The sequence below is a fragment of the Streptomyces sp. NPDC060002 genome, from assembly GCF_042737245.1.
GTDB lineage: Bacteria > Actinomycetota > Actinomycetes > Streptomycetales > Streptomycetaceae > Streptomyces.
The window spans coordinates 28,551-53,376 of sequence record NZ_JBHWUW010000042.1; the positions used below are offsets into that span (position 1 = coordinate 28,551).

The following is a 24,826-nucleotide window of genomic DNA, read 5'->3' on the forward strand; positions in this document are numbered from 1 at the left end:
CTGTTCTGTCCCTCTTCCCTTACTTCGCAGCCGCGAGCTCGGCGGCCTTGTCGGCCGCGCCGTCCATGGTGTCCACACGCTGCACCAGCGGGTGGTTGGCGTCGGAGAGGATCTTGCGACCCAGCTCGGCGTTGTTGCCGTCGAGACGCACGACCAGCGGCTTGGTGACTTCCTCACCCTTGTCCGCGAGCAGCTGCAGCGCCTGGACGATGCCGTTGGCGACCTCGTCGCAGGCGGTGATGCCACCGAAGACGTTGACGAAGACGGACTTGACGTCCGGGTCGCCGAGGATGATCTCCAGGCCGTTCGCCATGACGGCGGCGGAGGCGCCACCACCGATGTCGAGGAAGTTGGCGGGCTTGACGCCACCGTGCGCCTCACCGGCGTACGCGACGACGTCCAGGGTGCTCATGACGAGACCCGCGCCGTTGCCGATGATGCCGACCTCGCCGTCGAGCTTGACGTAGTTGAGGTTCTTCGCCTTCGCGGCGGCCTCGAGCGGGTTGGCCGAATCGTGGTCGACGAACTCCTCGTGTCCCGGCTGACGGAACTCGGCGTTCTCGTCCAGCGAGACCTTGCCGTCGAGGGCGATGACGTCACCGGAGGCGACCTTCGCCAGCGGGTTGACCTCTACGAGGAGGGCGTCCTCCTCGATGAAGGTCTTCCACAGCGTCACGAGGACGTTGGCCACCTTGTCGGCGACCTCGGCCGGGAAGTGCGCGGCCTCGACGATCTCGCGGGCCTTCTCGGGGGTCACACCCTCGTTGGCGTCGATCGGCGTCTTGGCGACGGCCTCGGGGCGGTTCTCCGCCACCTCCTCGATCTCCATGCCGCCCTCGACGGACGCGATGGAGAGGAAGGTGCGGTTGGCACGGTCGAGGAGGAAGGAGACGTAGTACTCCTCCAGGATCTCCGGGGCCGTCTCGGCGATCATCACCTTGTGGACCGTGTGGCCCTTGATGTCCATGCCGAGGATGTCCGTCGCACGGGCGACGGCCTCGTCCGGGGTGGCGGCGAGCTTCACGCCGCCGGCCTTGCCACGCCCGCCGACCTTCACCTGGGCCTTGACGACGGACTTGCCACCGAGACGCTCGGTGGCTGCGCGGGCCGCCTCAGGCGTGTCGATGACTTCACCGGCCAGCACCGGTACATCGTGCTTGGCGAAGAGGTCCCTCGCCTGGTACTCGAACAGGTCCACGCGCTTCCGTCCCTATCAGTGATCTCGCGGTTCGTTGTCTGCGTGGGCGTGCCGCGAGGGCAACGTGACGTCAGCCGTCTGTCAGTCACAAGGGAGGCGCACACGGTGTCCGAGCGCGCGGCATGTCCGTCTCGCAGGTTATCGCTGCTTGCAGGAGGCCCCTAAATCGAGGGTCACACCTGAGCGGTGATACCTGTCACATGATGCCGGGCTCACTGACACCCCGTGCCGGATGTGAGGAGACCAGGAGGGGGCGGGGAGGAGATGAGGAGGGGGCTGGGAGGGGACGGGAAGGGCCTCACCGGGTTGGGGTTGGCCCGGTGAGGCCCCTTGAGCAGCCCCTTGGGGGCACAGGGCGGTCGATCCTCACCCCAATGAGGATCACTCGGCCCCATCCGTGAGGTTTCGGTCGGACGGACCGAAGGCTTTCGGCCGTCCGGGGGCCTGCCGCCTCACGGAGTCAACCGGTCAGACGCATGACGCGCCGCCGTAGTACGTGGTTTTCCCGCACGATCCGCGCGCAGCCCCGAATACCGGAAGGGTCGCCGGCCGGGAGAACGCGCGATGGGTGGTCGTCGGGCGGACTGCCCCTAGCCGGGGAAGACCGGGACGTCCCGGCGCCTGTCCCGGGTGCGGGCCGCGTCGGAGCGCACGGCGCCGCCGGGCACCAGCCGCAGCGGCACCCGGTGACACGGCGTGACGGCATGCGTGTCGCCGTGCCGGGACGCGCCACCGTCGAGCACCGAGGCCCCACCGCCCAGCACGCCGTCGCTGCCACCGGCGGGCCCGCGGCGCACGGGCCCGGGAGCGGGGGCCTGTGCAGGAGCGTGACCGGTGCGGGCGTAGGCGGCGCGATGACCGGCGTCGGCCGAACGGCCGAGGCCGCCGGTACTCACCGGACCGTACGACGCCCTGTTCGCATCCGTGGACGCATCCACCGCCGCCACCGTCACCGTCACGGTCACCGCGTCGGCGGTCTCCCGGTCACCGAGCCCGTGCTCTTGCTCCAGCCCCTCCGCCGACGGCGGCGGGGCCGCCGCGGGCACCTCCACAACCGGCACCGCAACCGACGAAAGGTCGGGGAGAGCAGGAAGGGCGGGAAGGGCAGGAAGACTCGGGAGGTCGGGGAGGTCGGGCAAGGCGGGCAGGTCGGGCAGGTCGGGCAAGGCGGGCAAGGCGGGCAGGTCGGAGACGACGGGGGGCTTAGCCAGGCCGGCAGGGTCGGGGAGCCCGGGAAGGCCGGCAGGGTCGGGGAGCCTGGGAAGGCCGGCCGATTCAGCACCGACCGCCGGAACCGACGTCAGGCCTTCGACCTGGTCGGTCACCCCCGCCGGTACGGACAGAGCCGGTACGGACAGAGCCGGTACGGACAGGGCCGGTGCAGAGAGAGCCGGCGCGGACAGAGCCGGTACGGACAGGGCGGGTACGGACTGGGCCGGCGCAGAGTGGGCCGACGTGGACAGGCCCTCCGCCGCGTGTGCCTGTTCCCCGCAGAGGAACCCGAGCGCGAACAACCCGCCCACCAGGAAAGCCAGTTGCACCACACGCCGACCGGCCGCGCCGCGCAGGACGCGCAGGAGCCGAAGAGCGGCACCAGGCAGGGCGGTGGGCCAGGTCAAGGGGGGAGGTTCCTCCCGTGCGGCGACGACGTGCCCCAGATCCTTGCATGTGCGCCCCGCGTCGCGTCAGGCGGTGTCCGGCACGGGCAGCGGACGCCTCTCGATCGCCGCCGCCATCACCTCCGGGAAGAGATCCGGCGTGCAGGCGAACGCCGGTACGCCCAGCGCCGCGAGCCCCGCCGCGTGCTCCCGGTCGTAGGCGGGCGCCCCCTCGTCCGACAGCGCGAGCAGCGCGACGAACTGCACGCCGGACGCCTTCATCGCCGCGACGCGTCGGAGCATCTCGTCCCGTATGCCTCCCTCGTACAGGTCGCTGATGAGTACCACCACCGTCTCGGCGGGCCGGGTGATCTGCGCCTGGCAGTACGCGAGCGCCCGGTTGATGTCCGTGCCGCCACCGAGCCGGGTGCCGAACAGGACGTCCACCGGGTCGTCGAGCAGGTCGGTGAGATCGGCGACCGCCGTGTCGAAGACGACGAGCCGGGTGCTGATCGACCGCATCGACGCCAGCACCGCCCCGAAGACCGACGCGTAGACCACGGACGACGCCATCGATCCCGACTGGTCGATGCAGAGGATCACCTCCTTCTTCACGGACCGCGACGCCCGCCCGTATCCGACGAGCCGCTCCGGCACGACCGTCCCGTACTCGGGCAGGTAGTGCTTGAGGTTGACGGCGATCGTGCGGTTCCAGTCGATGTCGTGATGGCGCGGGCGGCGGACGCGCGTGCCGCGGTCGAGGGCGCCGGTGAGCGCGGCCCGGGTGCGGGTGGCCAGCCGCTTCTCCAGGTCCTCGACGACCTTGCGGACCACGGCCCGTGCCGTCTCCTTCGTCGTCTCAGGCATCGCCTTGTTCAGCGAGAGCAGCGTGCCGACGAGATGCACGTCGGCTTCCACCGCCTCCAGCATCTCCGGTTCCAGCAGCAGCGCGGACAGCCCGAGCCGGTCGATGGCGTCGCGTTGCATGACCTGTACGACGGAGGAGGGGAAGTACGTGCGGATGTCCCCGAGCCAGCGGGCCACCGACGGCGCCGAGGCCCCGAGCCCCGCCGAGCGGTCCCGCCCCGTCCGGGCCCCGCTCTCCTTCCCGTAGAGCGCGGTGAGTGCCCCGTCCATCTCGGCGTCCCGCCCGGAGAGCCCGTGGCCGGTGCCGTCCGCCGCGTCGCCCCCGAGCACCAGCCGCCAGCGCCGCAGCCGCTCCTGCCCGGCCTCGGCCGTCGCCGCGTCGGTCGTCGTCATGTGCCCACCCCCGCATGCTCGTTGTCGTCGGCCGTGTCAGCATCCGGCCCCGGCCCCGGCCCCAGCCCCAGCCCCGGTACCGACCCCAGCAGCAGGCGCACCACCGGCAGGACGGCGTCCGCGCGTCCTTCGTCGAGCCCGGCCGCGAACCCGGGTGTCCCGGGGCCCGCGCCCGGCCCGCCGGCCCGTTCCCCCGGGCCGCGCCGGACCAGCTCCCCGAGCGTTCTGCGCACCCCCGGTTCGTACGCCGAGAACGTCCGCCGCAGCAGCGGCAGTACGTCCGTGAACGCGTCCGCCGGCACCGCCGTGAGCCATCCGTCGACCAGCCCCAGCAGCCGTTCGTCGTGCACGAGAAGCAGCCCTCCCCCGGAGCCGCCTCCGACGAAGCCCTCGATCCAGGCGGCCGCGTCCGGCGGCGGTGTCCCCGGCGACAGGGCGAGCCCCATGAGCCGCGCCGCCTCTTCCTGGTCCAGCTCCCCCTCGTCCAGGAGCAGCCGCACGGCCCGCCCCCGGATCACCCCCGGCACGGTGTCCCGCCCGGACAGCACCCGCAGCACGCTCCGCCAGCGCTCCCGCAGACCGCCGTGACCCGGGCGGCGTTCACCGCCGAGATCCCGGTCGCCGCCCACCGGGGAGGCACCCGGCAGCCCCCCGCCCCCGTCCGCCTCCACGCACCCGGCGCGACCCCCCGCGACCCCGGCCGCTTTCCCGGACGCCGTCCCGGCCGGTGCGCCGACCGCTTTCCCGGCCGCCGTCCCGGCCGGTGCGCCAACTGCTGTCCCGGCCGCTTTCTCGACCGCTTTCCCGGCTGCCGTCCCGGCCGGTGCGCCAACCGCTTTCCCGGACGCCGTCCCGGCCGGTGCGCCGGCCGCCGTCCCGGCCGGTGCGCCGGCTGCCGTCCCGGCCGGTGTGTCAGCCTCCGTCCCGGCTGCCGTCCCGGCCCGCCTCGGGGCCGTCGCCGTCTCCTCCAGCATCCCCACCGCTGCGTGCACCGCGTCCACATGGCGCCGCATCTCGTCCGCCGCCTCCGCGTTCAGCGAGGCGCAGGCCGGGGGGAGGCCGACGAAGACCCGTTCGGCGAGGCCCGCGGCCACCTCCGCCAGCGCACCGGTGTCGGTGCCGCGTACGTCGCCGTAGCGGAGCGAACGGACCAGCGCGGGCAGGGCCTGGGCGAGATGGCCGACGTCCGTGTCGAGGGCCGCCCGGTCGGCGAGGACCCGCATCGCCGTCGGAAGCGCGTCCGGCAACCCGGCCAGGAGGCAGTGCTCGGCGAGCTCGGTGACCCCGGCGAGGCCCCGCGCGGCGACGGCGTCCGCTTCCGCCTTGGCGGTTGCCGCGGCGAGCACGGTCGTCCCCCACACCCCGGCCTCGGCGGTCCGCACCGACAGCTCCGGCTCCCAGCGCAGCCGCCACGTCTCCCGGAACGTCCCCGTGCTGCCGGGCGAGGCGGTCGGCTCGCCCCACTCGATACGCAGCAGCCGCAGCCGGTGCAGGAGCCTGCTGCGTTCGGCGTCGTTCTCCTTGCGCAGGTCGAGCGCCAACTCGCGTTCGTCCGCCTCGGGTTTGAGCCGCAACCGGCGCTGGAGCCGGTCGAGGTCGCGCTGCAACGGCACCGCAGGCGCGCCGGCGGGCACCTCACCCAGGACGTCCCCGACGACCAGCCGGTCGCGCACCAGCGCCGACGGAACGTCCGAGCCCTCGCACAGCACCGCGCGCACGGCGTCCATCGTCTCGCTCAGACCGGGCAGCGGCCGACCGCGCAGCGCGGCGAGCGTCTCGGCCAGCCGGACCGCCTCGATGACATGCGCCGAGGACACGATCCGGTCCTCCGCACGCAGCAGGACCGCCACCTTCGTCAGCCAGCGCTCGACCGGCCGGTCCGGCGCGCCGAACAGATGGGCGTACCAGCCCGGCGAGTCGATACCCGCCCCGTACCCCCCGCCCCGGGCCAGCCTGCGGTGCGTCCACGGCACCCAGGTCAGGTCGGCCCTGACCTTGGGCAGCCCCTTGAGCAGCGCACGGTCGGCGGCGACGGCGACCTTCCGGCGCAGTGCGGGCACATGCCACGCCCCGCACACCACGGCCACCCCGTCCGCCCCGAACTCCCGCTGTGCGGACCGTACTTGGATGCGCATGTACGCCTCCCGCACGAGGTCCCGGCCGTCGCCGTCCTCCGCCGCTTCGGTTGCGCACGCCTCCCTCAGCGCCCCCATGGCCTCCTCGACCGCGGCGAACGGCGCGAACGGATCCTTCGCCCCCGTCGACCGGTGCTCGACGACGTCCTCCCACCACCGCTCGGGATCGTCGTACCCGGCGACCGCGGCGAGCCGCCCGAGAGGGTCCCCCCGCACCCCCTCCCGGGCGCCGGGCGCGTCCTCCGCGCGCGTTCCCCCTCGCTCGCCCTCGCCCTCGTCCTCGCTCTCGTTCTGCCCCCCGGGTCCCGGGCCCTCCTTCTCCCAGGCCAGGGTGTGCGTGGCCGGGAGGTCGATGAAGCTGGCGGGGACGTCGTGCTCGAGGGCCCAGCGGAGGGCGACCCACTCCGGGGAGAACTCGGCCAGCGGCCAGAAGGCCGAACGGCCGGGTTCGTCGACGGCGTGGGCGAGCAGCGCGACCGGCGGCCGCATGTCCTCGTCGGCGGCGAGCGGGATCAGCGCGTCGGCCTCGGGCGGCCCCTCGACCAGTACGGTCCGGGGCCGGGCGGCGTCCAGCGCCGCCCGTACCGCCCGCGCCGACCCCGGCCCGTGGTGGCGCACCCCGAGCAGCAACGGCCGCCCCGCCCCCTGGTCCTGGCCGCCGCCCTCCGCGAGGCCCGTCATCCCCTGCCCTCACGCCTGCGGGGCCACCTCGTGTCGTCGTCCACAGTCACCCTCCACGCTCCGCGGGCCCACGCCCGGATCTCCTCGTTCCCGTCGCGCGCGTCGCTCCCGTTCACGCGCTCACCTCCCGGCAGGCCCGGTAGAAGTCCGTCCAGCCGGCCCGTTCACGGACGACCGCCTCCAGGTACTCCTGCCAGACGACCCGGTCGGCCGCCGGATCGCGGACGACGGCGCCGAGGATGCCCGCGGCCACGTCCCCCGACCGCAGCACGCCGTCGCCGAAGTGCGCGGCCAGCGCGAGACCGCCGGTGACGACGGAGATGGCCTCGGCGGTGGACAGCGTGCCGCTCGGCGACTTCACCTTCGTACGGCCGTCGGAGGTGACGCCCGCGCGCAGTTCACGGAAGACCGTCACCACCCGGCGGATCTCGTCGATACCGTCGGGAGCGGCCGGCAGGTCGAGGGAGCGGCCGATCTGGTCGACCCGCCGGGCGACGATGTCCACCTCGGCCTCGACGCTCTCGGGCAGCGGCAGCACCACCGTGTTGAAGCGGCGGCGCAGGGCGCTGGACAGCTCGTTGACCCCGCGGTCGCGGTCGTTGGCCGTGGCGATGAGACTGAACCCGCGGACCGCCTGCACCTCCTGCCCCAACTCCGGTATCGGCAGGGTCTTCTCCGACAGGATGGTGATGAGGCCGTCCTGCACGTCGGCCGGGATCCGGGTCAGCTCCTCCACCCGCACCGTCGCCCCCTCCGACATGGCCCGCATGACGGGGCTGGGCACCAGCGCGTCCCGGCTCGGCCCGTGCGCGAGCAGCCGCGCGTAGTTCCAGCCGTAGCGGATCGCCTCCTCCGGTGTACCGGCGGTGCCCTGCACCAGCAGCGTCGAGTCACCGCTGACCGCCGCCGCCAGGTGTTCGCAGACCCAGGTCTTGGCGGTGCCCGGGACGCCGAGCAGCAGCAGGGCGCGGTCGGTGGCGAGGGTGGACACGGCGACCTCGACGATGCGGCGCGGGCCCACGTACTTCGGCGAGATCACCGTGCCGTCCGGAAGGACACCGCCGAGGAGATAGGTGGCGACGGCCCAAGGAGACAGCTTCCAACGGGCCGGGCGCGGGCGGTCGTCCTGCGCGGCCAGCGCGGCGAGTTCGTCGGCGAAGGCGTCCTCGGCGTGCGGACGCAATGCTTCCGCCGGCTCGTTCCCACTCGGGTTCACGGACATTGGATCTGTCGTGGGATCTACGGACACGGACATGGCTGAGGCCCCCTCCAGCTCGGCCGGTTCGGCATCTGGTGTCCACCGTGCACCACGCCACTGACAATGCGATCCGACCTGCGAAAACGTCCTTCCGGTCACCCGCGCCGGGCGCCCTGCGGACGGCCGTCGGACGGTCGGCGGGCGCTCGCCGGACCGATTGTCAGTGGTGGGATCTACCTTCGATGACATGACTCAGCAGGGGGTGCGCTGGACGGCGGACCAGGTGCTGGCACTGGCGCCTGACTCCACGTCACGCAAAGCGGGAAGCAAACTCGGCACGGCCGATCCGTGGTCGGGCACGGGCAGTTCGCGGGAGGGGGCGGTATGGGGCCTGTGCGAGGGCAGTGGCGGCACGCCGTACCGGACGGTCGTCGACACCGCGGACGGGACCGGCCCGGCGTACGGGTGCAGCTGCCCGAGCCGCAAGTTCCCGTGCAAGCACGCGCTCGGGCTGCTGCTGCTCTGGTCGGGTGGCGAGGGGGAGATGCCGGCGGGGCGGGCGCCTGACTGGGCCGAGCAGTGGATCGCGGGACGCAGGCGTACCCGGGAGGAACGGGAGGCGGGGCCGGCGGGTTCCGGGTCCGGCCCCGCCGATCCGGAGGGAGCGCGGCGCCGGGCGGAGCGGCGCGCCGAGCGGATCACCGCGGGCGCGACGGAGCTGGAGGAGCGGCTCGCCGATCTCCTGCGTTCAGGGCTGGCCACGGCCGAACAGCCGGGGTACGCGCTGTGGGAGGAGACGGCGGCCCGCATGGTCGACGCGCAGGCGCCCGGACTTGCCTCTCGGGTAAGGGAGTTGGGGGCGGTTCCCGGGTCGGGGCCGGACTGGCCGGCCCGATTGCTGGAGGAGTGCGCGCTGCTCCACCTCCTCGACCAGGGCTGGCTGCACCGTGAACGGCTGCCGGAGGCCCTGGCGGCGACGGTCCGCGCCCGCGTGGGCCTGCCGTCCTCTCCGACGGGTCCGCCGGTCCGCGACCACTGGCTGGTGCTCGCCCAGTACGACACGCCGGACCCGAAACTGACGACCCGCCGTATCTGGCTGTACGGCACCGGCTCGGGCCGTACGGCGCTCCTCCTCTCCTACGGCGCCGCGGGCCGCGCACCGGAGCTCACCCTGCCCGTCGGCCTCGCCCTGGACGCCGAACTGTCCGCACACCCTGGCTCGGCAGGCCAACGGGCCTCTCTCGGCCGGCAGTTCGCCCCGCCGGCCCTCACCGGGGCCCGTCCCCCGGGCATGACGACGACCGAGGCGACCGCCCGCTACGGCGAGACCCTGCGCCACGACCCCTGGCAGGACTCCGTCCCGGTGACGCTGGACGAGGTCATACCGACCCTGGACGGCGACTCCTGGCAACTGGCGGACGCCGTCGGCGACACGGCGCTCCCGCTCGCCCCCGCGGCGTTCTCCCGCCCCGGCCTGTGGCGCCTGGCCGCCCTCTCGGGCGGCGCCCCCGTCAGCGTCTTCGGGGAGTGCGGCCACCGCGGCTTCACCCCGCTGACCGCCTGGCCGACGGGCGCGGGAGAGGCGGTACGCCTGTGCTGAACAAGCTCCCCGCGACAGGGACGACGACCCCGGCAGCCACCACGACGGCAACAGAAGGGAGTCCCATGAACGCCAACCCGCCCCACTCCCCGCCGCCCACCTGGGAGGACCTGGTCACCACCGCCCTCCTCGGCACGAATCGCCGTACGCCCCCGGGCGCGGCCCCCGGCCGGGCCGCGCCGGCCGCCCTGCTGGACACGGCGGCCGCGGAGACCGTACGCCGACGGGCCGGCCTGCGCCCGGGCCGGGCGGCCCCCCGGCCGGCACCGGCCGCCGAGGACCCCCGTCCGGCACTGCCCGTCGCGGCGGCCCGTCGGCTCGCCTTCCTGCTGGCCGACCGCCCCGGCACCGGCGCGGGCGGCCGCAGAGGCACCACACCGGATCTCATGGAGCTGCTGCCCCAGTGGCTGACGGCGGTGAACGCCCGGGGATTCGCCGCACCCGCCGAGTCCCTTCCCGCGCTGCTCGACGCGGCACGCGGGCGTACGGACCTGCGCCCGGCGGCACTGGAGTTCGCCGGACCGCGCGCCCTGTGGCTGGCCCGGCTGAACCCCGACTGGCGGTTCGCCCTGCGCGCGACACCGGGCGGCGGCGCCTCGCTGCCGGGCCCCGCCGAGACCGGACGCACCGGGAAACTCTGGCAGGAGGGCCTGTTCGCCGAGCGGGTCGCCCTGCTGGCCTCGATCCGGTTCCGCGATCCCGACGCGGCCCGCGACCTGCTGGCCGCGACCTGGACGACGGAACGCGCCGAGGACCGGCTGATGTTCCTCGACTCCCTGCGCACCGGCCTCGGCCCACGGGACGAGCCCTTCCTGGAACAGGCGCTGACGGACCGGAGCCGCAACGTGCGGGCCACCGCCGCGGAGCTGCTCTCGGCGCTGCCGGGTTCGGCGCTCGCCGCGCGGATGGCGGTCCGGGCCGGCGCATGCGTGGCCGTCGACCACACCCTGGACACGCCGACGCTCCTCGTGGAGGCCCCGCACGAATGCGACGCGGGCATGGAACGCGACGGAGTGTCGGCCAAGGCGCCGCCCGGCCGGGGTGAGCGGTCCTGGTGGTTCGGCCAACTGGTGGAGGCGGCCCCGCTCACCACCTGGCGGGCGCGCCTGGGCGGCCGTACGCCGGAGCAGATCGTGGCATTGCCGGTGGCCGACGACTGGCTGGGCGAACTGCACGCGGCGTGGTGCCGGGCAGCCGTACGGCAGCGTGACGCCGACTGGTCGCGGGCGCTGCTCGGGGTGCCGTCGGCGCCCGGCGCGGGCGGGCCGGGCGCGGTCTCCCTCGCCGAGCGGGCGAAGCTGCTGGGCACGCTTCCGGTCGCCGCACGGGCCGAGTGGGTCGCCGGCTTCATCGCGGCCCACGGCCTCTCGGAGGCCTTCCAGCTGCTCGGCGTATGCCCCGTGCCGTGGGCCACGCCGCTCGGCCGTTCCGTCGTCGACGCCCTCAACATCGCACGGGACGCGGGAAGTTACCCCTGGAGCTTCAGCGGCGTCATGGGCCTGGCCGAGCGCTGCCTCGACCCCGGGGAGGCAACCCGTCTCGACGCCCTCCTGGCCGTACCGGACGAACGGGAGGACGCCTCTCCGGGCGCCGGCGGCTACTGGGCGGAGGCATTCCAACGACTGGGCAGGACACTGCGCCTGCGAGCCGCGATGGCCCAGGAACTGGAAACCCCGGCCCGCGCATCCAGCCCGTCAGGCAACCGCGAAACACCGGCCCACGCATCCGGCCCGTCCGGCAACCGCGAAACACCGGCTCGCATATCCGGCCCGTCCGGTGATTGAGGACGAGGCCCCTTAAGGTCCGACCGGGGGTCCGGGGGCGGCGCCCCGGGGGAGGGCCGCCCAAGGCCACCCGCACGACAACCGCTCAGGCGCCGGCAGGCTGCCGCACGTTCGCCCGGACCCAGTCGACGATCGAAGCGGTGGTCGCCCCCGGCGTGAAGATCTCCGCGACGCCCTTCTCCTTCAACGGCGCGATGTCCGCCTCCGGGATGATGCCCCCGCCGAACACCAGGATGTCCGCCGCGTCCCGCTCCTTCAGCAGCTCGATCACCGCGGCGAAGAGCGTGTTGTGGGCCCCGGACAGGATGGACAGACCGATCGCGTCGGCGTCCTCCTGGATCGCCGTGCCGACGATCTGCTCGGGCGTCTGGTGGAGCCCGGTGTAGATGACCTCCATACCGGCGTCGCGCAGCGCCCGCGCGATCACCTTGGCCCCGCGATCGTGGCCGTCCAGCCCCGGCTTGGCCACCACCACGCGGATCGGACCGGCTGCCACACCCATCACTGCCTCCATGAAGCGACTACGTCCCTACGTCCATCCTCAACGGCACGGACACCCCGTGCCAGACCGCCCGGGGAAGTGAACGAACGTTATCGCCAGCATCCCCCAACCGGCAGTTTCGCGGTGTGGACCGAGGGGGAAATCACACGAAGGGACACTTTCACCGCGCACCGCTCCCCCGCGCCACGGGGGATCAGTCGCACCGGGAGCCGCGAAGAGGTCGCCGTACCGTCAGGCCACAGGCCGCTGGCGTGGCGGTACGGCGCATCGGCAGGCACGATGGGCACGTAGGACAGGTAAGGCACGACAGCGGGGAGCCTCGTCGCCAGACCGGCGGGTTCCTTGCACGTCATCGGTGTAACGGGTGTCACACAAGCCGTACACGCCCCGCACTCCAGGCCGCACCCGCCCCACTCCCTGCCGTGCCCGATCGACCTCCTCCAACGACTTCCACGAGGGCACACGGGGGACAGAGAAGTCCTCAGCGTGCCGACAGGAGGTCGGCCATGAAGGTCACCCGGGCACTTCAGCCCTTTCTTCCGCTGTGCCAGCGTCTGCTGCCGGACATGCGGACCCTGCCGGGCATCCTGAACCTCTCAAGCCTGCCGAACCTCCCAGGACTCCCCGGCCTTCCCGGCCTGCCGAGCAGACTGGCCGGACTCTCCCTGACCCTCCTCAAGGCGACCGCCCTCGATCTCGCGATCCTCGCGGGCCACCTGCTCCTCTACCCCTCCGGCATCGCCCAGGAGCGCCGCGCCACGGCGCGTCCCGCACCGCCCAGGGCGGGCGGCGCCGACGACCCGGCACAGCTGCCGACCAAGGCCCCGCTCCCGGTCGTCCTGCTGCACGGGTTCATCGACAACCGTTCCGTGTTCGTCCTGCTGCGCCGCAGCCTCGCCCAGCACGGCAGGCATCGGGTGGAATCGCTCAACTACTCCCCCCTGACCTGCGACATCCGGACAACCGCCGAGCTGCTCGGCCGGCACATAGAGGAGATCTGCGAGCGCACCGGCAGCTCGCAGGTCGACGTGGTCGGACACAGCCTGGGCGGCCTCATCGCCCGCTATTACGTGCAGCGACTGGGCGGCGACGGCCGGGTCAGGACGCTGGTCACGCTGGGCACCCCGCACTCCGGCACCCGGGTGGCGCCGCTGGCGAACGCGCACCCGATCGTGCGCCAGATGCGCCCCGGCTCCGAGCTGATCGAGGAACTCTCCCGGCCGGCGCCGGGTTGTCGTACCCACTTCGTCAGCTTCTGGAGCGACCTCGACCACCTCATGGACCCGCTGGAGAGCGCCTGTGTCGACCATCCCGACCTGTTGGCGCGAAACGTCCGGGTGACCGGGATCGGCCACCTCGCCCTGCCTGTGCACCCGGCCGTCGCCACCGGCATACGGCAGGCCCTCGACACGGCGCGTACGGGAGCGTCCGCCGGCGCTCGGACCGGCAGCCGAACCGGCACCCTCACCGGCACGCAGACCGACGGCCTCACCGTGGCCTGAGAACACCCCTGACGACGCCCCTGCCGACGCCCCTTACGGCCGTCCGACCCGCGCCGATATCGAACTTCATTCGAACGTAGGGCCAAACCCGCGCCCGCCGTCCCCCGAAACACGGCCGAATGCCCCTTTCCCGCAGGCATGAAACCTGCGGAAGATTGTCGTGCCCGCGTACTGCCGGGTACAGTCGCCGCACTGCTCTGGCAGCCCCTGTTGTCGGCGAAAGAGAAGTTGGTGAACGACCGTCACCCGTCGGGGATCACGACCACCCCGACCCCGGCTTCCGACGCCGCTACGGCGCACTACGCGTCGTACGGCACCCAGGAAGCCCAGTACGACGGCTTCACCACGTACCACGGCTACGAGACCGGCACTTTCGACGCCGCAGCCCACGCCACCGGCCACTTCACGCCGGCCGACCCGCTCTTCGGTGAGCTTCCGGGCGACGGCACGGCCTCCGCCACCGGCACGTACGACAACACCCAGTGGGGCACCGGCGGCCACCAGGTCCCGGACACGGGCAGTCACCAGACCCTGAACTACGACGGGTACGCGGCCCAGCACCACGCCGCCTACGACACGGGCGCGTACGACGCCACCGCCTGGTCCACCGACCACCAGCAGCTGAACGCCGTCCCGCAGCAGGGCACGGCACCGGATGCCGGTGGACAGTGGGACGCCGGCGCCTGGCTCCAGCCCGACCAGTCAGTGAGCCCCGCCGACCAGACCCAGCAGTGGGAATGGGGTACGCAGGCCTTCGACACCGGCGCGTACGACGCCACGCAGTGGAACTCCGACGGCGGCGAGGCCACACAGCAGGCCTCCGACGAGCACGAGCAGCAGGCCGAGGTCCCGTTCGACCAGCTGGCCACCGCCACCTTCGAACAGGTCGGACTCGACGAACACGCCCAGGACGAGGGCGAGTTGTCCGACGGCGCCCCGCTGCCCCTCCTCGACGACCAGGAGGAGACGGCCCCGGCCCCCGCGCCGGGCGGACGGGCGGCCGCCCGCAACGCGAACCGTTCCCGGCGCCGGATGCCCGCGAAGCGCTCCGCGCTGCTGACCGTGGCCGTGCCCTCGGCCTGTGTGATGGGGGTCGCCGGAATCGCCGCGGCCTCGGTCGGCACGCTGACCGGCGGAGACGACAAGAACACGACGGCGTCCGCCTCGGACGCGCAGCCGGTGAAGCCGTCCGCCGCCAACAACAAGCTGGACGCCCAGCTCGAGACCCTCAGCGCCGAGGCCGACGACTTCGCCGACCGGGCCAGCCGGACGCAGGAACGTATCGACCTCAAGACACAGCAGGAAGCCGAGAAGAAGAAGGCGGCGGCCGAGGCGGCCCGCAAGGAGCGGCTGCGCCCCAAGTACGCCCTCCCGGTCGCGCAGCACGGCCTCAGCGCCTACTTCGGCCAGGCCGGCATCAACTGGATGTCCCAGCACACCGGCATCGACTTCCCCGTCTCCTACGGCACGACCGTGATGGCGGCGACCGACGGCACCGTACGGACGCAGTGGAACAGCGCCTACGGCAACATGATGATCGTGACGGCGAAGGACGGCACGGAGACCTGGTACTGCCACCTCTCCAGCTACCGCGTCTCCTCCGGCACGACGGTCAAGGCCGGCGACCCGATCGCGTACTCCGGCAACTCCGGCAACTCCACCGGTCCGCACCTGCACTTCGAGGTCCGGCCCGCGGGGGGCTCCGCGATCGACCCGCTGCCGTGGCTGCGCAGCCACGACATCAACCCGACGTAAGCGCTCCTCGCGCTTTTCGCGCTCCGAGCCCCCGCTGTCGCAGCGGGGGCTCACTCGCGCGCTACAGCTTCTCCACCGGCGCGTACCGCAGCAGCAGACGCTTCGGCTTGATGTCGCCGAAGTCGACCGTCGCCTCCGCGTTCGCGCCCGTGCCCTTCACCCCGACGACCGTGCCGAGACCGAACTGGTCGTGGGTGACGCGGTCGCCGACGGCCAGCGTGACCACCGGCTTGTCGGCGGAGCGGCGGGTCGCGAACCCGGACGCGCCCGCGGCCGAGGAACGCGAGCGGGACGAGGACAGCGAGGCAGCCACACCGGAGACGGGACCGGAGGACACGGGCGCGGTCGCCCCCGTCCGCTTCCAGTCCACATGCGTCGGCGGGATCTCCTCCAGGAACCGGGAGGGCGGGTTGTACGACGGCTGCCCCCAGGCGCTGCGCAGCGCGGACCGCGTCAGGTAGAGCCGCTCCCGCGCGCGCGTGATGCCGACGTAGGCCAGGCGGCGCTCCTCCTCGAGCTCCTTGGGCTGGCCGAGGGCGCGCATGTGCGGGAAGACGCCGTCCTCCATGCCGGTGAGGAAGACGACCGGGAACTCCAGGCCCTTGGCGGTGTGCAGGGTCATCAGGGTGATGACGCCCGAGCCGTCCTCCTCGTCGGGGATCTGGTCGGAGTCGGCGACCAGGGCGACCCGCTCCAGGAACGCGGGGAGCCCGACCGGCGCCGTGGCCTCGCCCTCCGCCGCGCCCTCCGCCTCACTCCGGGCCTCGCCGGCCTCCTGCTCGAACTCCAGCGCCACGGCGGCGAGTTCCTGGAGGTTCTCGATCCGGGTCTCGTCCTGCGGGTCGGTGGAGGCCTGCAACTCGGCGAGGTAGCCGGTGCGTTCGAGCACCGCCTCCAGGACCGTCGCCGGAGCGGCGCCCGACTCGACGATCGTGCGGAGCTCCTCCATCAGCGCGTTGAACCGCTTCACGGCGTTCGTCGACCGCGAGGCCATGCCGTATGCCTCGTCGACGCGCTTCAGGGCCTGCGGGAAACTGATCTTCTCCCGCTGGGAGAGGGCGTCGATCATCGCCTCGGCGCGGTCGCCGATGCCCCGCTTGGGCACGTTGAGGATTCGGCGCAGCGGCACCGAGTCCTCCGGGTTGGCCAGCACGCGCAGGTAGGCCAGGACGTCCCGGACCTCCTTGCGCTCGTAGAAGCGGACCCCGCCGACGACCTTGTAGGGCAGGCCGACGCGGATGAAGATCTCTTCGAAGACACGGGACTGGGCGTTGGTGCGGTAGAAGACGGCGACGTCGCCCGCCTTCGCGTCGCCCGCGTCCGTCAGTCGGTCTATCTCGTCGGCGACGAACTGCGCCTCGTCGTGCTCGGTGTCGGCGACGTAGCCGGTGATGCGCGCGCCCGCGCCCGCGTTGGTCCACAGGTTCTTGGGGCGGCGGGACTCGTTGCGCTCGATGACGGCGTTGGCGGCGGACAGGATCGTCTGCGTGGAGCGGTAGTTCTGCTCCAGCAGGATCGTCGTCGCGTCCGGGTAGTCCTCCTCGAACTGGAGGATGTTGCGGATCGTCGCGCCGCGGAAGGCGTAGATCGACTGGTCGGCGTCACCGACGACACAGAGCTCGGCCGGCGGCAGGTCGTACTCGCCCGGGGGGACGTCGACCGGGCGCCCGGAGGTGCCGACCAGCTCGCGCACGAGGGCGTACTGGGCGTGGTTGGTGTCCTGGTACTCGTCGACCAGGACATGGCGGAACCGGCGGCGGTAGTGCTCGGCGACGTCCGGGAAGGCGCGCAGCAGATTCACCGTGGTCATGATCAGGTCGTCGAAGTCGAGGGCGTTCGCCTCGCGCAGCCGGGACTGGTACATGGCGTAGGCCTGGGCGAGGATCTCCTCGAACCCTCCCCCAGAGCCAATGGCCTGGGAGGTGCCCCCAGCAGCCTGCGCGGCGAAGTCCTCCTCGTCGATCAGCTCGTTCTTCAGGTTGCTGATCCTGGCGCTGAAGGACTTGGGCGGATAGCGCTTGGGGTCGAGGTCCAGGTCACGGCAGACCAGGGCCATGAGGCGCTTGGAGTCGGCCGCGTCGTAGATCGAGAACGACGACGTGAAGCCGAGCCTCTTGCTCTCGCGGCGCAGGATGCGCACACACGAGCTGTGGAAGGTCGTCACCCACATCGCGTGCGCGCGCGGGCCGACGAGCGCTTCGACGCGCTCCTTCATCTCCCCCGCGGCCTTGTTGGTGAAGGTGATCGCGAGGATCTGCCCCGGGTGCACATGCCGCTCGGCGAGGAGGTGGGCGATGCGGTGGGTGAGCACGCGCGTCTTGCCGGAGCCGGCGCCGGCCACGATGAGCAGCGGGGTGCCCGCGTGGACGACGGCCGCGCGCTGGTTGTCGTTCAGCCCCTCCAGGAGCGCGGCCGCGTCGAGGACGGGGCGCGGGGCGCCGTCGCGGTAGTGGGTGTCCCGGTCCGGGGGCACGTCGAACTTCCCGCCGAACAGATCGTCCGGAACCGACTCCGGTCCGTGATCGTCCTCGGGCGGTGGCGGGGGTTCCTCCTCGTGGGCACGGGGGCCCTGGAGGTTCGCCAGGAAGCTGTCGTCAAAGAGGCTGCTCATCGCTCTCCGAGTTTAGGGGGCGCCACTGACATTGATACTCGTAAGCGGGTTCCGGTGGTCGTGGCTCTGCCACTGACTGACACCCTGCTGGGTTGTCTTCCGGCTGTACAACCGGCCGCCGCCCCGGGAACATCTCCCGCCCTCACCCTCCGGGACGCCCCTGTCACGATCCGCGACCCGCGCGGTCTCAGCTTGGGTTCCCGGCCAAAGGTCACGAAAATGTATCGGGCATATCGCCCAACAACCTTCACACGGACCACACGAGTTGGCTACCGTGCCGAGCAGGCCGTACGACCCCCGCCGGCGAACCCCGCCGGACCGCACGGCCTCCGCCGAGTCCGACGCGTCCGCTCACGCCGACGGAACCGGGGACCCACCGAGACCTCGGGGTGAATCGGCCCAATGCCCCTCCGGGGGCGGGTCGTAGGGCAACCCTTCCGAACTGTTTGCCCGAACCCTCCCCCAGCGCCTGACCAGCCTGGCAGGGACCCCCACCGCTGACCCGGTAGGCGGAGCACTGGAAGGAGTCGCCTCCCTTGGCGTCGCAGCACCGCAAGCCGCGCTCCGCGGGCACGCGCGTGGCGGGCATACGCACCCCCGCCCTCGCCACCGCCGCCCTCACGTCCGTGGCCATGCTCTCCCAGACGGCGAACGCCGCTCCTTCGGACGACGGCAAGCCGAGTCTGGAGGAGGTCGAGAAGAAGGTCGACGACCTCTACCGCCAGGCGGAGTCGGCGACCGAGAAGTACAACGGCACCAAGGAGAAGACGACCAAGCAGCGCACGCGCGTCGACGGCCTCCTGGACAACGTCGCCCAGGGCGCCCAGAAACTCAACCAGGCGCGGGAGAAGCTGGGTTCCTACGCCGCCGCCCAGTACCGCACCGGCGCCTCCGCGCCCGAGACGGCGGCCTTCCTGCTCGCGGACACCCCGCAGGACTACTTCGACCAGGACCAGCTGATGAGCCGCCTGACCGAGCGCCAGAAAGGTGCGGTCGACGACTACGTCACCGAGCAGTCCGCGACGATGAAGCAGCGCCAGGAGGCCACCGAGAGCCTCGCGACGCTCACCGACTCGCAGAACGACCTGAAGACCGCCAAGGCCACCGTCCAGAAGAAGCTCGGTGACGCGCGCGAGCTGCTGTCCCGGCTGACGGCCCAGGAGAAGGCGCGCCTCGCGGCGATCGGGAAGCAGCGGCAGGAGGAGGCCGCGCGCAAGGCGGCGGAGCTCGCCCGGCAGCAGGCGGCGGAGCAGGCCGCGGCCCGGCAGGAGAGCGGCGATACGTCGTCGGGCACGGGTTGGTCCGCCACCACCCCCTCCGCCGCCTCCGCCTCCGCATCCGGGGACTCCCCGTACGCCACCAAGGCCGAGAAGGCGCTCGCCTTCGCACGCGCGCAGATCGGCAAGCCGTACGTCTGGGGTGCCATGGGCCCAGGCTCCTACGACTGCTCGGGCCTCACCCAGGCCGCCTGGAAGGCCGCCGGCGTCACCCTCCCGCGCACCACCTACGACCAGGTGAACGCGGGCACCACGGTCTCCGTCGCCGACGCCCGGCCCGGCGACCTGATCTTCTTCTACGACGACGTCCGCCACGTCGGCGTCTACATCGGCAACGGCATGATGATCCACGCCCCGAAGCCGGGCGCGTACGTCCGCGAGGAGCCCGTCTTCTACGACGGGGAGTCAGCCGTCCACAGCGTGGTACGCCCCGCCTGAGCAACGACGAAGGACACACGCGACACCCGGGGCACGCGCGCGTGGGGCACCCGGGGCACGCGCGCGTGGGGCCTCGTCCTCGATGTCCTCGAGCGACGTGACCTCCCGCGCCCTTGCGCCCACGCCCCGCGCCCTGCACCCGCGCGTATTTGTGTGCGCCCGCGCGCGTGCCCCGCTTCCGCAGCGCGTCGTGCTCCTTAGCATCGGCCGCATGCCAGGCTCCCCCGCCCTCCCGTCGTCGGCGCCTTCCCCCGGTTCCCCGCTCCGCGACTGGTGGGCGCAGCGGCCACCGGCGGCGGGGGCCGCGGTCATGGCGACCGGCATCGTGTCGATCGGTCTGCATCTGACGGGGTACGACGTCCTGTCCCGCGTCACCCTGGCGATGGCGGGCGCCGCGTGGGTGGCGCTGGCGGCGGACTTCGTCGTACGGCTGGTCCGCAAGCGCGAGCGGTGGCTGGCGGAGGCGGGCACGCCCGGGGCGCTGACCGCGGTGGCGGCGACGGCCGTGCTCGGCACGCGCGTCGCCGCGCTCGGCCGGCACACCCTCGCGGAGGCGCTGCTGGCCCTGGCGGCGGTGCTGTGGCCCGTGCTGCTCGTGACCGTCGTACGGCGGTGGAAGCGGGGCATGCCGGGGTCGGTGTTCCTGTGCTGTGTGGCCACCCAGGGGCTCGCCGTGCAGGGAGCCGTCCTCGCCGAGGCGGAGGCGGTGGCCTGGCTCGCGCACACGGCGCTCGTGCTGTTCTGGCTCGGACTGGTGCTCTACGGCGTCGCCCTGGCCCTCTTCGACCTCCGGCAGGTGGCCGAGGGCGCCGGGGACCAGTGGGTGGCGGGCGGCGCGCTCGCCATCTCGGCGCTGGCGGGGGCGGAACTCCTCGCGGCCGACGACGGGGGCCTGTACCTGTGGGACAACGACGACACCGGCGTCCTGCGCACGGTGACCGTGGCGCTGCTGGTGCTCGCCCTGGCCTGGTACGCCGTCCTGCTCGTCGCCGAGGTGCGGTGGCCGCGGCCGCGCTACGACATGTGCCGCTGGGCGACGGCGTTCCCGATGGGGATGACGGCGGCGGCCACCCTGTCCGTCGCCGCCGCCGTCGACGTGCCGTCGCTGAAGGGACCGGGGCAGGTGCTGCTGTGGGTCGCGGTGACGGCGTGGCTGGCCGTCGCCGCGGCGGCACTGGTCACGGCCCCGGCGTCCGTCAGGTCCAGAGCACCGCGATGAAGATGTTCGCCACGGTCAGCAGTCCGACCAGGCCGAACAGGGGCTTCTCCACCGTCTCGTCGTCCCGCTTCACATAGACGAGGCCGAGGATCACGATCAGCAGGGCCAGCTTCACACCGATCTTGATGTTGTTGACGTGCTGGTCGTCCGCCTGGTTGAGGCCGACCAGGATCACGCCGGTGACCAGCATGGTCGCCGCGCCGTGGAGCATCGCGGGGACGAAGCGGGCCGTGCCCCGGCCCATCGCCTTCAGCTGGGTGAGGAAGCCGCCGAGGAGCGCGGCGATGCCGATGATGTGCAGGCCGACGAAGAGATGGATGAGTACGTCCATGAAGCCGGATGCTAACCAGTCGTGCGGGGGTCACCCGCCACCGGCCCTCCCCTCTCGCCGCATCTGCATATATGCGTCCCATAGCAGCCCTCCCCTCCGACGTGTCCCGAAAACGCCGTTTCGGTCAGCGCGCCGTGTGAACCCGACGGCCCGGGTCCGGGTTCTCGGGCATTTGTGATCATCACGCGGTCCGCTCGTGTCACTTCCGCACTTCGCGTTACCGGACTGTCACAGAGGGGCCTAGCGTCTGCCCCCAGGTGACCGGCTCCCCACCGCCGCCCGGGCCAGGGGCGGCAGTCGGCCACCACCGCCGAGAAGGTCCGGCGGCGTCCCGCTCCCCCTGTGCGGGCCGTCGCCGGACACGTCAGCCGCCCCCGGGCCGTCCGTCCCCCGACGGCTCCGGTAGCCGTACGGACGGACGAGGCGGTCGTACGAAAGGACGTGCAGTCCCACGTGGCAGCGCACCGCAAGCCCCGACAGCGCTCGCTCGGCGGCCAGACGGCCCGCACGGCGTTCACCCTCGCTCTGGCGGGCGCCGCGACGGCGACGGCCTTCGACGGGATCGGACAGGCCGAACCGAACCTGACTCCGGCCCAGGTCAAGGCGAAGGTGGCGAAGCTCTACCAGGAGGCCGAGGAAGCCACCGAGAAGTACAACGGCGCCCGGGAGAAGGCGACGGCGGCAGAGCAGCGACTGGAGAGCCTGCGGGACGAGGCGGCGCGCAAGGAGGAGAAACTCAACGCGGCGCGGGAGACGCTGGGTTCGATGGCGGCGGCGCAGTACCGCAGCACCGGACTCGACCCGGCCGTGCAACTGGCGCTCTCCGACGACCCCGACCGGTATCTCGACGGCGCCGCCCTCGCCGAACGGGCCGGGGACCGCCAGTCGGCCGCCGTCACCCAAGTGCGCGGACAGTTGCGGGAGATCGAGCAGCTGCGCGGCGCCGCGCGCGTCGAACTGACGTCTCTCAAGACACGCCAGGCCGAGCTGAAGACCCACAAGAAGACGATCACCGGCAAACTCGACGCGGCGCGCCGCCTGCTGGACCAGCTGACGGCGCCGGAGCGGACCCGGATCGGCGAGGGAACCAGCGGCGCCGCCGCGAGCGGCCGTGCCTCACGCTCCTCGGCAGACGGGCGCGACGGCCTCCAGGCCCCCGGCCCCGCCACCGCTGAGGCCCCCAACTCCCGCGCTGCGGAAGCCGTCTCCTACGCCTACTCCAAACTCGGCAGCCCCTATGTGTGGGGCGCGACCGGGCCGAACGCCTTCGACTGCTCGGGTCTGGTGCTCGCCTCGTACCGCTCCGCCGGCGTCTCCCTGCCCCGCACCACCTACGCCCAGATCGGCGCCGGACAGCGCATCTCCCGCTCCGAACTCCTCCCGGGCGACCTGGTGTTCTTCTACTCCGGCATCACCCACGTCGGCCTCTACGTCGGTGACGGCCAGATGATCCACGCACCGAACCCGTCGGCTCCGGTGCGCGTGGCGCCCATCGACGAGATGCCGTTCGCCGGCGCGACACGGGTCGTGTGAGGCAGTCCGTCCCTCACACCAGCCGTCGTGCCGTCGCCCAGCGGGTCAGCTCGTGCCGGTTGGACAGCTGGAGCTTGCGCAGCACCGCCGAGACATGCGACTCGACCGTCTTGACGGAGATGAAGAGCTGCTTGGCGATCTCCTTGTAGGCATAGCCGCGGGCGATGAGCCGCAGGACCTCGCGCTCGCGCTGGGTGAGACGGTCCATGTCCTCGTCGACCGGCGGCGCGTCGGTCGAGGCGAAGGCGTCGAGGACGAACCCGGCGAGCCGCGGGGAGAAGACGGCGTCGCCCTCCTGCACCCGGAAGATGGAGCTGACCAGGTCGGTGCCGGTGATCGTCTTGGTGACGTAGCCTCGGGCGCCGCCCCTGATCACCCCGATCACATCCTCCGCCGCGTCCGACACGGACAGGGCGAGGAAGCGCACCGGCTGCTCGGCGTCGGCCATCAACGGAGCGCAGCGGCGCAGCACTTCGACCCCGCCGCCGCCCGGCAGATGGACGTCGAGGAGGACCACCTCGGGCCGGGTCGCGGTGATCACCGTGACCGCCTGGTCGACGTCCGCCGCCTCACCGACGACCTCGACGCCGGTCTGCTCGGTCTGGCCGATCTCGGCCTGTACTCCCGTACGGAACATGCGGTGGTCGTCGACGAGGACCACGCGGACATGGCGCCCGCCCGTGCCGTCGCCGGAGGACTTCGCCGGCTCGGCCGCCTCCGCCGCTCCCCCTGTGCCGTTCGTGTCGGTCGGGTCGCTCATGACGTCTTCTCCGCCCTCTCCATCTCCAGTTCGACCTCCGTGCCGCCGTCCGGGACGGCCCGCAGCCGCGCCGTGCCGCCGTGGCGCTCCATGCGGCCGATGATCGATTCTCTGACGCCCATGCGGTCGCCGGGTATCGAGTCGAGGTCGAAGCCGGGTCCGCGGTCCCGGACGGACACGAAGACCGTCCTGCCCTCGACTTCGGCGTAGACCTGCACGGCGCCGCCCTCGCCACCGTACTTGGCCGCGTTCACCATCGCCTCACGCGCGGCCTGCATCTGTGCGCCGACCCGTTCGTCGAGCGGGCAGTCGCCGACGACCACGACCTCTATGGGAACACCGTGCTTGTCCTCGACCTCGGCCGCGCTGCGCCGCACGGCATCGGCGACCGTGGCCGGCTCGTCGGCCTCCTCCTTGCCGGTGCCCTCGGGTTTGTAGAGCCAGGTGCGCAGGTCGCGCTCCTGGGCACGGGCGAGGCGGCGCACCTCCCCCGCGTTCTCCGCGTTGCGCTGGATCAGGGTCAGGGTGTGCAGCACCGAGTCGTGGACGTGGGCGGCGACCTCCGCGCGCTCCTGGGCCCGGATGCGCATCAGGCGCTCCTCGGAGAGGTCCTGGGTCATACGGACCAGGTAGGGACCGGCGAGGAGCGTGATGCCGACGAGGACGGCGAGGGCCGCCTGGAGCACGGAGCCGAGGTGGGCGGCGGAGCCCTGGAGGACGAAGATCCCGGAGACGCCGGCCGTGACGAGCAGGACGCCGGCGCCCGCGCGCAGAAGCGTGAGCGTACGGCGTCTGCGGCCGACCTCGACCCAGCGGGCCCGGCGCGCGTTGTCCGCCTGGCGCCAGACGAGGGCGACGCCCGCGCCGACGAGGACGGCAGGCAGCAGATACGCCTTGGCGCCGCTGCCCAGATTCACGTTGCCCACGAAGACCATGGCGAGGACGACCATGAGGAGCAGCGCGACGATCTGCCCCTTGTCCGGTTTGCGGGCGACGAGCCTGCGACGGCCGTCGGGCGCGGTCTCGGTGCCGACGAGCGCCGGGGGCTTCTGGTCGCCGACCCCGCCGACCCCGAGCGGTACGAAGAACCAGAAGGCCGCGTAGAGCAGGGCGCCGAGACCGTCCGCCATGAACAGGCCGGCGAAGACGAGCCGCACCCACACCACGGGCAGCCCGAGATGCCCGGCGAGCCCCCGCGCCACGCCCCCGAGCCAGCGTCCGTCACTGCTGCGGTAGAGCTTGCGCGGCGGCCGCGGTTCGACGAGTTGCACTGCTGCGGCTTCCGGCATGCCAACGATGGTCACACGGGCGCCGGTCCCGGGCATCAGGGTTCGCCCCCGAGACGCCCCTGATCTCCGAGATCCTCGCCCGTCGAACGCCTCCCCGGCCCCGGATCAGGGCCGATATCAGGGTCCGACCAGGGTCATTCCGACTGCCGCGAGGG

At 72.6% G+C, this 24,826-nt stretch carries 17 protein-coding genes; 7 read left to right on the top strand and 10 right to left on the bottom strand.

All coding sequences use genetic code 11. The features are described 5' to 3' along the window. Positions 1-19 precede the first annotated feature (19 nt). The 5 genes from sucC to ACFWBD_RS29805 form a co-directional block, all read right to left on the bottom strand. On the bottom strand, positions 20-1,198 hold the full coding sequence (sucC, locus tag ACFWBD_RS29785; RefSeq protein WP_385673302.1) for an ADP-forming succinate--CoA ligase subunit beta: 1,179 nt from the start codon (positions 1,196-1,198) through the stop codon (positions 20-22). A 590-nt stretch (positions 1,199-1,788) separates the two neighbouring features. Beyond that, complete coding sequence (locus ACFWBD_RS29790; protein WP_385673305.1) at positions 1,789-2,259, bottom strand: hypothetical protein; 471 nt, start codon at positions 2,257-2,259, stop codon at positions 1,789-1,791. Between the two features lie 624 nt (positions 2,260-2,883). Continuing rightward, positions 2,884-4,056, bottom strand: a complete 1,173-nt coding sequence (locus ACFWBD_RS29795) for a VWA domain-containing protein (RefSeq protein WP_385673308.1) — start codon at positions 4,054-4,056, stop codon at positions 2,884-2,886. Then, positions 4,053-6,872 carry a DUF5682 family protein gene (locus tag ACFWBD_RS29800; protein WP_385673311.1) on the bottom strand — a complete coding sequence of 940 codons (2,820 nt, stop codon included), beginning with the start codon at positions 6,870-6,872 and terminating at the stop codon, positions 4,053-4,055. Before ACFWBD_RS29800 ends, ACFWBD_RS29795 begins: the two co-directional genes overlap by 4 nt. 112 nt (positions 6,873-6,984) lie before the next feature. Beyond that, positions 6,985-8,127, bottom strand: coding sequence for an AAA family ATPase (locus ACFWBD_RS29805; RefSeq protein WP_385673314.1), 1,143 nt, complete (start codon positions 8,125-8,127; stop codon positions 6,985-6,987). A 190-nt stretch (positions 8,128-8,317) separates the two neighbouring features. Here ACFWBD_RS29805 and ACFWBD_RS29810 point away from each other — a divergent pair, with 190 nt between their 5' ends. Continuing rightward, positions 8,318-9,670, top strand: coding sequence for an SWIM zinc finger family protein (locus tag ACFWBD_RS29810; RefSeq protein ID WP_385673317.1), 1,353 nt, complete (start codon positions 8,318-8,320; stop codon positions 9,668-9,670). A 65-nt stretch (positions 9,671-9,735) separates the two neighbouring features. Beyond that, complete coding sequence (locus ACFWBD_RS29815; RefSeq protein ID WP_385673320.1) at positions 9,736-11,454, top strand: DUF5691 domain-containing protein; 1,719 nt, start codon at positions 9,736-9,738, stop codon at positions 11,452-11,454. An 85-nt stretch (positions 11,455-11,539) separates the two neighbouring features. Here the strand turns inward: ACFWBD_RS29815 and ACFWBD_RS29820 are convergent, their stop codons facing one another. Next, on the bottom strand, positions 11,540-11,956 hold the full coding sequence (locus ACFWBD_RS29820; protein WP_020132112.1) for a cobalamin B12-binding domain-containing protein: 417 nt from the start codon (positions 11,954-11,956) through the stop codon (positions 11,540-11,542). A gap of 506 nt (positions 11,957-12,462) precedes the next feature. Between ACFWBD_RS29820 and ACFWBD_RS29825 the strand changes: the two genes are divergently transcribed. Together ACFWBD_RS29825 and ACFWBD_RS29830 are read left to right on the top strand one after the other, a co-directional pair. Further along, the gene (locus tag ACFWBD_RS29825) at positions 12,463-13,458 is read left to right on the top strand and encodes an esterase/lipase family protein (RefSeq protein WP_385673323.1); all 996 of its coding nucleotides are present in this window, start codon (positions 12,463-12,465) and stop codon (positions 13,456-13,458) included. 231 nt (positions 13,459-13,689) lie between these two features. Continuing rightward, positions 13,690-15,213: a M23 family metallopeptidase gene (locus tag ACFWBD_RS29830; RefSeq protein WP_385673326.1), complete on the top strand. Its 1,524-nt coding sequence runs from the start codon at positions 13,690-13,692 to the stop codon at positions 15,211-15,213. Positions 15,214-15,274: 61 nt separating this feature from the next. Here the strand turns inward: ACFWBD_RS29830 and pcrA are convergent, their stop codons facing one another. Next, positions 15,275-17,824, bottom strand: coding sequence for a DNA helicase PcrA (gene pcrA / locus ACFWBD_RS29835; protein ID WP_385673329.1), 2,550 nt, complete (start codon positions 17,822-17,824; stop codon positions 15,275-15,277). Between the two features lie 536 nt (positions 17,825-18,360). Here pcrA and ACFWBD_RS29840 point away from each other — a divergent pair. Both ACFWBD_RS29840 and ACFWBD_RS29845 read left to right on the top strand, forming a co-directional pair. Further along, on the top strand, positions 18,361-19,539 hold the full coding sequence (locus ACFWBD_RS29840; protein WP_385673332.1) for an NlpC/P60 family protein: 1,179 nt from the start codon (positions 18,361-18,363) through the stop codon (positions 19,537-19,539). A gap of 211 nt (positions 19,540-19,750) precedes the next feature. After that, positions 19,751-20,758 (top strand): tellurite resistance/C4-dicarboxylate transporter family protein, encoded by a 1,008-nt coding sequence (locus ACFWBD_RS29845; protein WP_385673335.1) that lies wholly within the window; start codon positions 19,751-19,753, stop codon positions 20,756-20,758. Here ACFWBD_RS29845 and ACFWBD_RS29850 read toward each other — a convergent pair. Continuing rightward, positions 20,736-21,089 (bottom strand): hypothetical protein, encoded by a 354-nt coding sequence (locus ACFWBD_RS29850; protein ID WP_385673338.1) that lies wholly within the window; start codon positions 21,087-21,089, stop codon positions 20,736-20,738. The genes ACFWBD_RS29845 and ACFWBD_RS29850 overlap by 23 nt on opposite strands. A gap of 453 nt (positions 21,090-21,542) precedes the next feature. Here ACFWBD_RS29850 and ACFWBD_RS29855 point away from each other — a divergent pair, with 453 nt between their 5' ends. After that, complete coding sequence (locus tag ACFWBD_RS29855) at positions 21,543-22,622, top strand: NlpC/P60 family protein (RefSeq protein ID WP_385673341.1); 1,080 nt, start codon at positions 21,543-21,545, stop codon at positions 22,620-22,622. A gap of 13 nt (positions 22,623-22,635) precedes the next feature. Here ACFWBD_RS29855 and ACFWBD_RS29860 read toward each other — a convergent pair whose 3' ends face one another. Further along, the gene (locus ACFWBD_RS29860) at positions 22,636-23,382 is read right to left on the bottom strand and encodes a LuxR C-terminal-related transcriptional regulator (protein ID WP_385673345.1); all 747 of its coding nucleotides are present in this window, start codon (positions 23,380-23,382) and stop codon (positions 22,636-22,638) included. Then, a complete protein-coding gene (locus ACFWBD_RS29865) occupies positions 23,379-24,707 on the bottom strand; it encodes a PspC domain-containing protein (protein WP_385673348.1) in 1,329 nt (442 codons plus the stop codon). The genes ACFWBD_RS29860 and ACFWBD_RS29865 overlap by 4 nt, the downstream gene beginning before the upstream one ends. Positions 24,708-24,826: the final 119 nt, after the last annotated feature.

Excerpts from the sequence above, each read along its gene's own strand:
- ACFWBD_RS29795 (WP_385673308.1), bottom strand. The coding sequence starts at position 4,056 with ATGACGACGACCGACGCGGCGACGGCCGAGGCCGGGCAGGAGCGGCTG.
- ACFWBD_RS29800 (WP_385673311.1), bottom strand. The coding sequence starts at position 6,872 with ATGACGGGCCTCGCGGAGGGCGGCGGCCAGGACCAGGGGGCGGGGCGG.
- ACFWBD_RS29805 (WP_385673314.1), bottom strand. The coding sequence starts at position 8,127 with ATGTCCGTGTCCGTAGATCCCACGACAGATCCAATGTCCGTGAACCCG.
- ACFWBD_RS29810 (WP_385673317.1), top strand. The coding sequence starts at position 8,318 with ATGACTCAGCAGGGGGTGCGCTGGACGGCGGACCAGGTGCTGGCACTG.
- ACFWBD_RS29815 (WP_385673320.1), top strand. The coding sequence starts at position 9,736 with ATGAACGCCAACCCGCCCCACTCCCCGCCGCCCACCTGGGAGGACCTG.
- ACFWBD_RS29820 (WP_020132112.1), bottom strand. The coding sequence starts at position 11,956 with ATGGGTGTGGCAGCCGGTCCGATCCGCGTGGTGGTGGCCAAGCCGGGG.
- ACFWBD_RS29825 (WP_385673323.1), top strand. The coding sequence starts at position 12,463 with ATGAAGGTCACCCGGGCACTTCAGCCCTTTCTTCCGCTGTGCCAGCGT.
- pcrA (WP_385673329.1), bottom strand. The coding sequence starts at position 17,824 with ATGAGCAGCCTCTTTGACGACAGCTTCCTGGCGAACCTCCAGGGCCCC.
- ACFWBD_RS29845 (WP_385673335.1), top strand. The coding sequence starts at position 19,751 with ATGCCAGGCTCCCCCGCCCTCCCGTCGTCGGCGCCTTCCCCCGGTTCC.
- ACFWBD_RS29850 (WP_385673338.1), bottom strand. The coding sequence starts at position 21,089 with ATGGACGTACTCATCCATCTCTTCGTCGGCCTGCACATCATCGGCATC.
- ACFWBD_RS29860 (WP_385673345.1), bottom strand. The coding sequence starts at position 23,382 with ATGAGCGACCCGACCGACACGAACGGCACAGGGGGAGCGGCGGAGGCG.
- ACFWBD_RS29865 (WP_385673348.1), bottom strand. The coding sequence starts at position 24,707 with ATGCCCGGGACCGGCGCCCGTGTGACCATCGTTGGCATGCCGGAAGCC.